This window comes from Flavobacterium sedimenticola, from assembly GCF_030053345.1.
In the GTDB taxonomy this organism is placed as follows: Bacteria; Bacteroidota; Bacteroidia; order Flavobacteriales; family Flavobacteriaceae; genus Flavobacterium; species Flavobacterium sedimenticola.
In genome coordinates this window covers 101752-116052 of record NZ_JASGBP010000002.1, presented here as the reverse complement: position 1 = coordinate 116052, position 14301 = coordinate 101752, and the positions used below count along the sequence as shown (strand labels likewise).

The 14301-nt window shown below is 42.1% G+C and carries 9 protein-coding genes; 7 read left to right on the top strand and 2 right to left on the bottom strand.

Features of this window, described 5'->3' with window-relative positions:
* Window positions 1-19 precede the first annotated feature (19 nt).
* Both QHT84_RS04715 and QHT84_RS04710 read left to right on the top strand, forming a co-directional pair.
* Entirely contained in the window at window positions 20-859 is an 840-nt protein-coding gene (locus tag QHT84_RS04715) for a hypothetical protein (RefSeq protein WP_407649233.1), read from the top strand.
* Window positions 860-889: 30 nt separating this feature from the next.
* Window positions 890-9073, top strand: coding sequence for a choice-of-anchor L domain-containing protein (locus QHT84_RS04710; RefSeq protein ID WP_283238398.1), 8184 nt, complete (start codon window positions 890-892; stop codon window positions 9071-9073).
* A gap of 36 nt (window positions 9074-9109) precedes the next feature.
* On the opposite strand, the gene QHT84_RS04705 is transcribed toward QHT84_RS04710, so the two are convergent.
* Window positions 9110-9460, bottom strand: coding sequence for a DUF1801 domain-containing protein (locus tag QHT84_RS04705; RefSeq protein WP_283238397.1), 351 nt, complete (start codon window positions 9458-9460; stop codon window positions 9110-9112).
* 232 nt (window positions 9461-9692) lie between these two features.
* A complete protein-coding gene (locus QHT84_RS04700; RefSeq protein ID WP_283238396.1) occupies window positions 9693-11063 on the bottom strand; it encodes a M28 family peptidase in 1371 nt (456 codons plus the stop codon).
* A gap of 85 nt (window positions 11064-11148) precedes the next feature.
* Here QHT84_RS04700 and QHT84_RS04695 point away from each other — a divergent pair, with 85 nt between their 5' ends.
* Genes QHT84_RS04695 through creD form a run of 5 tightly spaced genes read left to right on the top strand, consistent with a single transcriptional unit; the run spans window position 11149 to window position 14259 of the window.
* Window positions 11149-11757, top strand: a complete 609-nt coding sequence (locus QHT84_RS04695; protein ID WP_283238395.1) for a hypothetical protein — start codon at window positions 11149-11151, stop codon at window positions 11755-11757.
* Window positions 11758-11760: 3 nt separating this feature from the next.
* On the top strand, window positions 11761-12057 hold the full coding sequence (locus tag QHT84_RS04690) for a winged helix-turn-helix domain-containing protein (RefSeq protein WP_283238394.1): 297 nt from the start codon (window positions 11761-11763) through the stop codon (window positions 12055-12057).
* Between the two features lie 53 nt (window positions 12058-12110).
* Window positions 12111-12566 carry a hypothetical protein gene (locus QHT84_RS04685; RefSeq protein ID WP_283238393.1) on the top strand — a complete coding sequence of 152 codons (456 nt, stop codon included), beginning with the start codon at window positions 12111-12113 and terminating at the stop codon, window positions 12564-12566.
* 2 nt (window positions 12567-12568) lie between these two features.
* Window positions 12569-12892, top strand: coding sequence for a hypothetical protein (locus QHT84_RS04680; protein ID WP_283238392.1), 324 nt, complete (start codon window positions 12569-12571; stop codon window positions 12890-12892).
* Between the two features lie 11 nt (window positions 12893-12903).
* Window positions 12904-14259, top strand: coding sequence for a cell envelope integrity protein CreD (gene creD / locus QHT84_RS04675; protein WP_283238391.1), 1356 nt, complete (start codon window positions 12904-12906; stop codon window positions 14257-14259).
* Window positions 14260-14301: the final 42 nt, after the last annotated feature.

Here is a 14301-nt window from a genome sequence, read left to right as displayed (position 1 = left end):
ACATTAGACAATCCAAGCCTTGAAAAAGATATTTTTATTCGTTATTTTTTATGCCTTAACACAAAACATAACAGCACAAGAACAAAGTATAAAGCCTGATAAGTATACAGCACACAACAAAGGAAAATTTTATATTTACTGGGGAGGAAATCGAGAGAGTTTTTCAAAATCAGACATTCGTTTTAAAGGAGACAATTATGATTTTACTCTTGACAATGTGGGAGCCGGAGACAAACCCAAGGGATGGCAAATAGATTATATTAATCCGTTGAGAATGACTATTCCCCAGACGAATTTCAGAATAGGATATTATGTAAGTGATCACTACAACATATCTATAGGATTAGATCATATGAAGTACGTTATGCAACAAAATCAAACTGTTAACATAACCGGCACCATCAATGAAGGCGGCCCTTTTGACGGTGTGTACAACCATGATCCGATTGTTTTAACCGAAGAGTTTTTAACATTTGAACATACAGACGGTTTAAATTATGTAAACACTGAGTTTTGTCGGGTGGATGATATTTCAAAAATCTTTAAAATCAGAAACACCGATAAGTTTCAAGTTAACATCACCGAAGGAATCGGTGCCGGATTTTTATATCCGAAGACAAATGCCATGTTAATGGGTAAAGAACGTCATGACGATTTCCATATTTCCGGATATGGTGTGTCGGCTAAAATAGGATTAAACCTCACCTTTTTCAAACATTTCTTTTTGCAAACGGAATTAAAAGGCGGTTATATCAATATGGATGATATCAGAACAACTCATAATCCGTCGGACAGAGCATCACAGAGTTTTTATTTTTTACAGCGGGTGATTGTCTTTGGCGGTATCTTTAAAGTATAATTTTATAAACCTTGACCAAAAACCAACATTATGAAAAAAATTACGTTATTGTTATTGGCCTCTTTCTTTTCCATTTCGGGTTTTGCCCAAATGGCAACAGAATGTTTTGAATCGACAACAGGACCCAACCCGTTACCATCTACCACATGGACGCTCGGCACCGGTAATTGGGCTGTTTTTGACAACGGTGTAGGACTTGGACAGCGATGGGGAATTAACTCCACTGTGGCCTCGCCACCCATTGTGTATGAAGGCACCAATGCAGCCTACGTAAATCGGGAAAATATTGGTCAGGGGAATACCTCCGAAGATTATTTAGCCACTCCTTTGGTTACCATTCCGGCAAATGGTGAAATGCACTTCTTTACCCGAAGTTTTGCAACCGGAAATCAAGGTACCCTATATCAGATTAAGGTGGCACCGGGAAGTGCTTCACAAACCAACCCCGCCGCTTACAGCACCTTGGTGCAACAATGGACTGAAGCTGATTTAACTGCGACTTTTAATATCTATGAAGAAAAAATAGTTGATTTGTCTGCCTTTGCCGGACAACAAGTATATGTCTCCTTTGTAAAAGTTTTTACGCAACCTGGGACTACACTGGATGGGGACCGATGGTTGATTGACTGTGTCAGCATCAATTCTAAATGCCTTACGCCAACCGGCTTAACTTTCTCCGGAGTAACACAAAACGGAGCCAGTTTGAATTGGCTTAATCCAAGCGGTGCCACTTCATGGGAAATAGAGATTGTGGCTTCGCCGGGAACGCCAACCGGAGTTGGAACCGTTTACAACGGAACTCTTCCTTATGTTGTAACCGGATTGCAACCGAATACTTCGTACACTTTTTATGTAAAAGCTTTATGTGATACCGGTTATTCAAGTGAATGGTCAACCGCATCCGGCTCTTTTACTACATCAGCAGCCCCACCGGAATGTGGCGGAAACTTTGTTGATGCCGGAGGAACAACAGGAAATTATCCTAATAATTCCGACTCAACCGTTACTATTTGCCCAACCATACCGGGTGAGCAGGTTACGGTTACCTTTACCTCATTCAATACTGAAACCAACTGGGATGCCTTGTATGTTTTTGACGGAAACTCTATAGCAGCCCCACAAATAGCAAGCGCCAATGGTGCCGGAAATGTACCGGGCGGATTGGCCGGAGGCTTCTGGGGAACAGCTATACCAGGACCTTTTACTTCATCCAGTCCGGACGGATGTCTGACATTCCGTTTCAGAAGTGATGCCTCGTTTAATAATCCGGGGTGGATTGCCAATGTTACTTGTGCTCCACCACCCGTTTGTCAACAACCAACTGCTTTGACAGCTACTACAATTACGTCTAACTCTGTTTCCTTAGGATGGACGAACGTTGGTATAGCCACTTCTTGGGAAGTTTTGGCTTTACCGTGTGGTTCCCCCGCCCCAACAGCAGCATCAACAGGGTGGCAAGCAGCTTCGACCAATCCGTTTACTATTACGGGGTTAAGCTCTGCCACTTGTTATGATTTGTATGTAAGAGGAAATTGTGGTACAGACGGAGTGAGTTTATGGGCCGGACCAAGAACCATCACAACGCAAGTATCCCCACCGGTTTGTGGTGGAAACTTTGTGGATCCGGGCGGACCAGCGGCAAACTACCCTAATAATTCCGATTCAACAGTTACTATATGCCCTACTATACCGGGTGAATTAGTCACTGTTACCTTTACATCGTTTAACACCGAAGCGACATGGGATGCCCTGTATGTTTTTGACGGAAACTCAATTGCGGCTCCGCAAATTGCCAGTGCTAATGGTGCCGGCAATGTACCCGGAGGACTTCCTGGCGGGTATTGGGGAACTGCTATACCGGGACCTTTCACTTCATCCAGTCCGGATGGCTGTTTGACATTCCGTTTCAGAAGTGATGGTTTCGTGAACAATCCGGGATGGATAGCTAATATTACCTGTGCACCGGCACCGGCATGTCAACAACCTACCGGATTAACCGCTACTAATGTAACGTCAAATGCCGCTACTTTAGGATGGACTAATGTTGGTGCAGCAACATCCTGGGAGGTTTTAGCCTTACCATGTGGCTCTCCGGCACCTACCGCAGGTTCAACAGGATGGGTACCAACCACCTCAAATCCTTTTGTAATTACCGGATTGAATCCAACTACTTGTTATGACCTGTATGTAAGAGGAAACTGTGGTGTGGATGGTGTAAGTACCTGGGCAGGTCCGAGAACTATCACAACACAAGTAGCACCACCGGTTTGTGGCGGTAATTTTGTGGATGTAGGTGGTCCTGCAGCAAATTACCCTAACAATTCAGATTCTACGGTAACCATTTGCCCTACTGTTCCTGGAGAGCAAGTTACCGTAACTTTTACCTCATTTAATACCGAAGCCAACTGGGATGCCCTTTACGTATTTGACGGAAATTCGATTGCTGCCCCTCAAATTGCCAGCACGAATCCGGCAGCAAACGTTCCGGGCGGTCTTCCGGGAGGCTATTGGGGAACCGATATACCCGGTCCGTTTACCTCTTCCAGTGTTGACGGGTGTTTAACATTCCGATTCCGCAGTGATGGTTCGGTTAACAATCCGGGATGGATTGCCAATGTAACCTGTAATCCGCCTCCAACTTGTCCGAGACCAACTGCCGTGGCAGTTTCGGCAATCACTCAAAACGGTGCTACCGTATCATGGACCGAAATTGGAAGTGCCACTTCATGGCAAGTACTATTTTTACCGGCCTCTGCACCGGCTCCTGATGCTACCACTCCGGGCTGGGTTACTGCCAACACAAACCCTTTTACCTATAACGGCTTAAACTCGGGAACACAATATAAAGTGTATGTTCGTTCGTTCTGTAGTGATTCAGACATCAGTTTATGGTCGAACCCGGTAACATTTGCGACTTTAATTTCTAACGACGAATGTAGTAATGCTATTAATGTACCGGTAAATCCGGACACCGATTGCGTACAATTTGCTTCGGGTACGGTTATAGGTGCTACTGCTTCGACTGAACCTAATACTTGTGGCGGAACCGATGATGACGATGTGTGGTTCTCATTTGTGGCTACTGCCACTACACACAGTATTAATTTAACTAACGTTGCCGGAAGTACTACTGATTTATTCCATGTTTTATACAGCGGTTCTTGCGGAAGTTTAACTCAATTGTATTGTAGCGATAACAATGAAAGTATTGCCAACAGTTTAACGGTTGGTCAAACCTATTACATAAGAGTATATACGTGGACTGCCACAGCCGGACAAACTTCTACTTTTGATGTTTGTATCGGTACTATTCCGCCACCTATAAGCACTAACACCAACCAATACACTATAACACAATTGGTGGAAGATGTATTCTTAAATTCCACTTGTGCAACGGTAACCAATGTCACTGCTTCAACCGGTTCTAACTTTGGTTCTACCAATGGTATCGGTTATTTTAACCAGAACGGTTCAACGTTCCCATTTGCAGATGGTATCGTATTAACTTCGGGGAATGCTTTGAGTGCTCCGGGACCAAATACCACCACATTAAGTGATGGTATTCAGGCTTGGACGGGAGATCCGCAATTGGAAGCTATTATCTTGGCAGCAACCGGAAACCCTATGAACTCTCGTAATGCTTCGAGATTAGAATTTGATTTCGTCCCTTTAGTAAACACCATTAACTTTAACTTTATTTTTGCCTCTGAAGAGTATGGTACTTTCCAATGTGACTATTCTGATGCATTTGCCTTCTTATTGACCGACCTTAGCACCGGAGTAACAACCAATTTAGCGGTAGTTCCTAATACGACTACACCGGTATCTGTTGTGACCATTCGCGATCAGCAGTACAACAATGCTTGTGCTTCTGTAAATCCACAGTATTTTGATGCTTTCTATGGTTTCGGTGGTTTAGATCCGTTAAGTTCCCCAACCAACTTCAATGGGGTGACTGTGCCGCTTACTGCTACTTCAACCGTTACACCGGGTAATCAATACCATATCAAGTTGGTGATTGCAGACCGATTGGATAACGCTTTTGACTCTGCTGTATTTTTGGAAGGAGGAAGTTTAGATATCGGAAATATCGACCTGGGAGACGATTTTCTTCAGGCGAACAATACTGCGCTTTGTGCCGGTACCAGTTATACCATTTCAACCGGTTTAGATCCGGCGCTTTACACTTTTACCTGGACTAACGGTACCAATGTAATTCCGAATGAAACAGGACCAAATCTTACCATCAACCAACCGGGAGTTTATGGGGTTTCAGTTCAATACATCAATACTACGTGTTCTTCAAGTGACTCTATCACTATCGAATATTATGATCCTTTTGTACCGGGAACTCCGAACAATTTAACAGCTTGTGATAATTCGGGCTATGCTTTATTTGATTTGAGCACGAATAATGCTTCGGCTTTAGGTTCTTTGGATACTGCTAACTATACCGTAACATATTATGCCTCGAATGCTGATGCTGTTGGCGAAGTGAATCCGCATCCTACACAGTATACCAATGTTACGCAATACACGGAAACCGTTTATGTGAGAATCGAAAACAATATCACGGGATGTTATGAAATCAGATCTTTCAATTTAATTGTAAATCCGCTTAACGTTCCGACCTTTACTATCGATACGGATATATGTCAAAATGAAACCGCTCCGGTATTACCGAACATGTCCAACAACGGTTACAGCGGAACTTGGAATCCGGCTATCGTAGACAATACCGTGACCGGAACATACACCTTCACGCCAAGTGACCAAGGTTGTATTGCTCAAGTGACCGTGACGGTTCAGGTAACACCAACGGTAATTCCAACTTTTATTTCTCCGGCCCCTATTTGTAGCGGAGACACGGCACCAACATTACCAGCTACTTCATCTAACGGAGTTACGGGTACATGGTCGCCTGCGGTTGTAGATAATACGCAAACCGCGACCTATACGTTTACCCCTAATCCGGGGCAATGCGCCGCTACTACCACCATGTCGGTAACTGTTTATCAAAACTGTGCTTTCGGAAGTTTTGCCAATGCCGTTTGGGTAACGGATTGTGACTCGGGTGAATTCTACAACACTATGGGATCGGGCACTTCAATTATTGGTCCGGCTCAAAATATTTTTACCAACAATGATTTCGGAACTTATATTTCAAACTCTAATACGTTGAAATTAAGAGGAGCCGAATTAAAAACATTCAAAAGTGCTACAGCCAATGTTTGTAGTGCCAATTTGTATTACAGAATCTATCCGCAATCCGGAACTCCGGGTGCTTTCTCCGTTATCAATTTACCTTTCTTTGATGACTGCTCCGGAGGAACATTCCCAACAGGTGGTCCATGTAATACCGGAGATCAAAAATGGCAGGAAGTGTTAACCGATGCAGAATCGCCGGTTGACTTAACGGCATTCCCTGCGGGTGATTATGTATTAGAGGTGTATTATGATGTGACCGGAGATGTTAATTCGACGTCACAATGTGATGATACCATCCTTATTAATAATAACGGAGCCAACTTCATCGCTACCTACACTTTACAAAACAACCCTACGTATACATTTGTTAATCCTACTGCCTGTACTGCCACCGATGGTAGCATCACTATAGGTAACTTAGCACCAAGCACCAGTTTTAGTATGACCTATACTGATGATGGTTCTCCGGTAGGCCCGGTAACCATCAACTCTAATGCGAGCGGTTCTTACACATTGAACGGATTAAACGTAGGTGTTTATACCAACTTTAATTTTACCGTAAACGGTTGTGCCTTTAGTTCCACCGATGTGATTACTTTGAATGCACCGTTTACTGTTTCGGTAGCTGGGACTAATCCGGTAACTTGTAACAGCAACACCGGTTCGATTACGTTATCTTCATTGACACCAAACCAAGTGTATACCGTTTCGTATACCGATGACACCGCCAATGTTGGTCCGTTAACCTTGACCGCCGATGCCAATGGGTTAATTGTACTCACCGGATTAAATGCCGGAGTTTATTCCAACTTTAGTTTAAGCACGGCTTTATGCTCGGGAACGAATACACAAGTGATTACGTTGGCCGATCCGGGAGCGCCTGTTGTCACTGTGAACAGTGCTTCTATTTGTACCGGTCAAAGTACGACTATAACAGCAACTCCTCAAACACCGGGTTCATACAATTACACTTGGACCGTTCCGACAGGAGTGACCAATCCGGGTAACGTGGCCAGCTTCAATACCAGTGTGGCCGGTACTTATACTGTAGTTATCACTCCTATCGGTACTTCTTTCTGTAACGGTAGCTTTGAAAACCCTACAGCAACCGGTCAGTTCCCGAACATGCTCAATGAAAGTGCTGTTCCGTGTTGGGATACTTCTGCAGCTGATGGCATCTTAGAAGTTTGGCCTCCTGCCGGATTTGAAAATGTATTTGCTTACCAAGGTGGTCAATTTATTGAAATGAACGGGAATTCGATTGCCACCATTTCTCAAGATTTCACCACCTATCCGGGCGCTCAATTGCAAATTTCATTTGCTCACAGAGGACGCCAAGGCAATGACACTGTAGGTGTTGAAATCGGCCCTGTGGGCGGACCATATGTAAGTTTAGGCAATTTCACCGATGGTAATACGGCTTGGGTTTTACATAACTTAAATTATACCATTCCGCTTTCAGGCGGAAGCAACTACACCATCCGATTCGTATCGGTATCCAGTACCGGTGGCGATCCGAGTGTGGGTAATTTCCTTGATGCCGTTACGATAACTTCAGCAGAATGTAGCTCTGCTCCTGCTTCGGGAACGGTAACTATTTCGCCTGCGGTTAGTTTGAACTTAACCTCTTCTAACAATATACAAACCGTTTGTGTGAACACACCAATTGTGGATATTGTTTATAGTTCAGCTAATGCGACGTCTGTGAGTGTGACCGGATTACCAAGTGGAGTGACCGGCACTTATGACAGTGGTACCGGTAATTTTGTAATCAGCGGTACACCTACACAAGACGGAGTATTCAACTATGTGGTAACAACCTCAGGAGGTTGTAATCCTGCTGCACAAACCGGAACCATAAACGTGAATGCTACTGTTACCGCTACCTTTACCTCTATTACTATTTGTAATGGCGATGCTGTATCATTCCCGGCTACGTCATTAGAAGGGTTTAGCGGTACATGGAATCCGTCAACGATTAGCAATACACAGTCGGCTACTTACACGTTCACACCAAATGCGGGACAATGTGCTGCATCCGGAACATTAACCGTAAATGTAACGCCACCTGCCTTGCCAACCTTTACGCAAGTGGCCGCTATTTGTAGCGGAGAAACGTTAAGTGCATTACCAACTGCTTCTATCGAAGGAATCACCGGTACTTGGACACCGGCATTAAACAATACCGCGACTACCACGTACACGTTTACTCCTACGGCAGGTCAGTGTGCAGCTACCACTACCATGACTATAACGGTTAATCCGAACGTAACACCAACGTTCAATGCCATTGCTAATGTGTGTTTGGGAGAAATTAATCCGCCAACCTTACCCACTACATCCGTTCAAGGAATTACAGGGACTTGGTCACCGGCTACTATTGATAGTAGCACTGCTGGAACTTTTAACTTCACCTTTACAGCGGATCCCGGACAATGTGCAACCAACGGAACTCTATCGGTAACGGTATTGAATAGTTTTGATTTTGAAATTACGGAAAGTTGTATCGATGACGATCTTACTTTACAATTCAATTCGCTTACACCATCATTTAATGAAGACACTGCAACATTCGCTTGGTTTAACAGTAGTGGACAGGTAGTTGGGAATTCACCGGCATTCAATGCCGCTGAATATTTGGCATCAACACCAACAACAGAAGTACCTCCTATAACCTTTACACTTACTGTAACGGATGCTAATGGCTGTTTCACTACTCATGATTTCATTGTCGATCGTTTGTATTGCGGAATCCAAAAAGGTATCTCGGTAAATGGAGATGGTCTTAATGATTTCTTTGATTTAACAGATTATAATGTAAGAGTCTTAACTATCTTTAACAGATACGGTATGAAAGTGTACAGCAAATCAGGATATACTAACCAATGGGGCGGTCAATCTGATAAAGGCGATGAATTACCGGATGGCACCTATTACTATGTCATCGAATTCAACGATAATCAAGCTGCCAAAACCGGTTGGATATATGTAAACCGAGAACAATAGAAAGAAAAACGTCCCGAAAATTTCGGGACGTTTTTTTTAGTATAAGTTTTGAGCTTCTGCTAATACCGCTGTTAAAACTTCATTATCAATTTCATATAAACTGCGATAGCGAAGAGACTTTACGGTATTTCTACCCTTATCGGCTATCAGAAAGGCTGTATTTTGAGTCAATTGAAAACCTCTGGCAAACCCCACATCTACATATTGATGCTTGTGACTGGCATTCAAATAACACAATGGCTTTTTCTTATAATAGAAATACGGAATACCCCATTTGAACTCCAAAGTAACATTAGGTAACGCATGTTCGACCACGGAGACAATATGCAACAGCATGCTTCTGTAGGGTTCGGGTTGATTAAGGATGTATAACTCGGTAGGCTTCAAAATCAGTTATGTGTTAGCTTTTATTTTTCTCGAACTATATCGGTATAATTGAGCATTCAGCCAAAACAGCAGACCAAAAATGAATACGGCGCCAAGGCCGTACCCTATTTTAAATGCCGGATCTTCCGGACGGGAGTACAAGTCCTTAACGATGCTTATGACACCGGTAACGAGCAATATAAATCCAAAATAAGATAGGATTTGAAGGACGTGAAACCAAAACTTAGGCATACTAATCTATTCCGTATTGATCAAACAAATATACCAAGGCTGCCATTGTAGCTGCACCCAGTTCCAATTCGCGTTTGTTAATGGCATCAAAAGTATCATTCGCCGCATGATGGTAATCAAAATAGCGTTGAGAATCGGGACGCAAACCGGCTTTGACAATCTTCTCGGAAGTTAAAGGATGAATATCCGAACCGGTATGACCCTTGAAAAAATTATGAATCAAATAGGGTTCAAACAACGGCTTCCAGCCATTGATTTTGGCAAAATTAGCATCATCACATTCAAAAGAAAACCCACGGGGAGAAAATCCACCGGCATCGCTTTCTAAAGCAAAAATGTGATTTTCATTATTGGCTTTTGATAACTCTTCGTATTTCTTACCGCCTTTCCCTCCAAACTCTTCATTCATATACAATACTACCCTAATGGTATTTTTGGGTTTGTACTGTAACTTTTTAAAGAACTCTAAAACGGCCATGCTTTGCACACAACCGGCGCCATCATCGTGGGAACCATCGCCCAAATCCCATGAATCGAGATGACCGCCCACCACCATGATTCTCTCGGGATGTTCGGTGCCTTTGATTTCTCCAATCACATTGTGCGAAAGCACTTCACCCAACGATTGACAAGACAGCTTCATGTAGAATTGCAAGTGCGGATTGGCTTTTAGCTTCCGACTCAACAAATCGGCTCCATTTGTACTGATAGCTGCTGCGGGTATCTTTTGTTCATCGATTAAATCGCCATAACTCGTAGCACCGGTATGTGGAAAATCATCGGATCTTAAATTTAAGGAACGAACAATAACGCCTACAGCACCAAACTTTGAGGCTTCCATAGCTCCTGCCCTCCGCTGATCACCACATCTTCCATACGAAACGAAGGCATCAATATTTTCGGGCTCCATCGGACGATTGTAAAAAACAATTTTCCCTTTCAGTTTGTCTTCCCCTAGTATTTCCAACTCTTTGAGGGTATGCACCTCAACAACTTCTGCAGTAATACCTTGTTTTGGTGTGGCGACAGAACCGCCCAACGCACAAATCGGCACCTCGGTTTTATTTTTTTTATCTACGATATAGGCCGTTTCTTTTGCCCCTCTCACCCATTTCGGCACCATTACTTCTTGCAAAAAAACACGATCTAATCCTAAAGCCTCTAATTCTTTTTGGGTATAAAGCACCCCCTTGGCCGCTCCATCGGAACCCGACATGCGTTGTCCGATGGTATTGGACAAATGCTCCAACCAAGCATAGCATTTAGAATCGGTTAAGGCAGTAGTGTATAACTTTCGTAACATTTGCTCATCTTGGGTTTGAGCCTGTAAAAAAGCGGTAAAAAGGAATAACGAGAGAGCTAGTTTTTTCATGGGGAATATTTTTTCAAAAATAATTTAAAAAACATTTGGTTGTCGAAAAAAGATTCACTTACTTTGTTTTTCAAAGTACTTTTATATGGAAACAAAAGATTATTTGAAAGACCTGCAAGACATTAAGCAAATGATGTCACAATCGACCCAGTTTATATCGCTCAGCGGTTTATCGGGAATTTTAGCCGGTTTGTATGCTTTGGGCGGTGCAGTAGTAGTAACGGTTTTGATAGACAACCATCCATCGGGATACATCACACTGGAGAGCACCACCTTCAAACTGATTGTTGCAACCGCTATGGTGGTGCTGGTCCTTTCGTTAATTACTTCCTACATCATGACGGTACAAAAAGCCAAAAAAATTGGCGAAAAAGTATGGAATCCTTCGTCGAAAAGACTGTTAATTAATTTTTGCATTCCGTTGTTCACGGGTGGTATTTTGGCCTTACTTTTATTAAAAAACGGCGTATATGGCTTAATTGCTCCGATAACACTCATTTTTTACGGATTAGCTTGTGTGAATGCCAGCAAATATACCTTAAGGGATATACGTTATTTGGGTATTACCGAAATCGTTTTAGGATTATTAGCCGTAGAGTTCTCCGGATTCGGCTTGTATTTTTGGATTTTAGGATTCGGAATTTGCCATATTATTTATGGTGCGGTAATGTATTATAAATACGATAGAAATTAATTAGTGAAGAACATCATACAAAATATCAACAAAGCTTTTGACCATCGTATTCGTTTGGGTATTATGTCGATTTTGATGGTAAATGAAAGTGCCGACTTTAACATGCTGAAGGAACTGCTCGGTGTGACCGATGGTAACTTAGCGAGCCATACCAAAGCCTTGGAAAGCGAAAACTATATTCGGATTGAAAAACAATTCATCGGTAAAAAACCCAATACCCGTTATAGCGTCACAACCGAAGGCCGACAAGCCTTTAAAGATCATTTAGACGCTTTAGAAAAATTAATATCCAAAACGTAACCCTTTTTTTTATTCATTTACTTTGATTTTCAAAGTACTTTTAAAATTAAAATATGAGAGCACTTATCCTCGAAAAAATGTACGAATGGAGCAAAAAGCCTTATCAAAAATTCTACAAAAAAAACGAAGCTTGGGATATCAGCATCCCACAATTGATTCGTTATCCTGAGGATACTTTAGGCTTTCATCTCGGTTGCTTTTTACTGCGCTATAATTTTGAATTACAACCCAAATTAGAAGACCACGACATCATTCATGTACTTACCAACACCGGAGTTTCGGTACCCGAGGAAATTGGCATGCAATACTATTTATGGGGTAATGGCAAAAGAAGTGCCTATCTTATCTTGGTCATCGGTCTCGGAACGCTTTTCTACGGGTCGCATTTGAAATCCTTTTACAAGCAGTATCAAAGAGGCAAAATGGCCCATCGATTCTACGACTTGGCTTTTGACAAAATGCTGACACAACCGATTCAAAACATTCAAAACACATTTAATATTCAATAACTATGGAAACACTATTTGGTTACAAACAAAGCAACTACGATCGATTTCCGACGTATATCGCTCTGGGTTCGTTCCTCATTGGGACTTTAATGCTCCTATTCTATCTGCTTTTTCCAACAACACCTATATGGATTATTCTCGGCTTTTACTACGTCATGATTGCCGCCGTGGTCAACGGTACGGTAGTACTGCATTTGGTCTATCGCTTTTGCTTTGAACCCAAAAATCGGGAACTGTTATGCATTAAAATACTACTGCTACTGGCGAACATTCCAATTGCCGTATTGTATTTCTACATTGTTATTCGTCACACTTATTCAAACTAAAATTAATACCCATGGAAAATCAAGAAAACACCCACATCGAAGAAAAATCATTTTTTCAATCCAATACCGCCAAAATGATATTGGTAGGTTTACTGACTCTATTCCTGCTCATCCCGCTATTTTTTGTGCAAGATTTAATTAAAGAACGATCACAACGCAAACTGGAAGTGGTTGACGAAGTGGCTACACTTTGGGGAAGCGACATTGTTTTTTACGGCCCGATTTTAAAGGTGCCGTATACTTCATTTGAAAATTATAACGTAACCGATACCAAAACCGGCGTAACAACCATTCAAAAAAAAGCAACGGTTAATTATGTGTATTGCTTTCCGAATGAACTCAACAACCAATCGGTGGTCAAAAAGAATGAGTCGCTGAAACGCGGACTCTACCAACCAATTGTTTTTACGTCGGATATGCAGTTTAAGGGCCATTTCACCAAGCCCGATTTTGCCAAACTCAACATTGCTGATGAGAACGTACTGTGGAATAAGGCATCGGTAATCGTAAAAACGACGAACTTAAAAAGCATCAAAAGCGAGTTGAAAATTCAGCTCAACGACCAAAAACTGTCGTTTGAACCGCAAAACAATGAAAAAAGCGAGTACAGTATTTTGGCTACCAATCTGTTCGACTATAAAACATTGGCACCGGATGCCAAAATCAACTTCCATTTCAACATTACCTACAACGGTAGTAACCGCATTAATTTTATTCCGATTGGAAAAGTCACTACGGTAAGCATTGATTCCGATTGGGACTCCCCGAGTTTTGAAGGATCGTTCGCCGCCAATGACACGACCAAAACCATCAACACCAAAGGATTTCATGCCGACTGGAAAATATTGGACATCAATCGAACTTTTTCGCAACAACACGTCAATGCTTTGCCCGATTTGGACGATTATACCTTTGGTGTAAAGTTTATAGAAACCGTCGATGAGTACCAGCAAAATGAACGGGTTTCCAAATATGGTTTTTTAGTCATCGGATTAACGTTTCTGATTTTCTTTTTAATCCAATCCATCAGTAAAATCAACATTCACATTTTTCAATACGCTATGATTGGGATTGCACTCATAATGTTTTATACGTTGTTAATTTCGATTACCGAGCACAGTAGTTTTACAACGGCTTACGCCATTTCGGGCCTAGCGATAGTAGTCTTAATTACGCTCTATTCGGTATCCATTTTAAAGAATAAAAAATTTCCGCTATTCATCGGAACGGCATTAACCGTATTGTACACTTTTATCTACGTCATTATTCAAATGGAAGATTACGCCTTGTTGGTGGGCAGCATCGGATTGTTTTTAATCTTAGCCGCTGTGATGTGTTTTTCCCGAAAAATTGATTGGAGTAAATAGTCCGAAAACAGAAAAAAACCTGTTCTTTAGAACAGGTTTTTC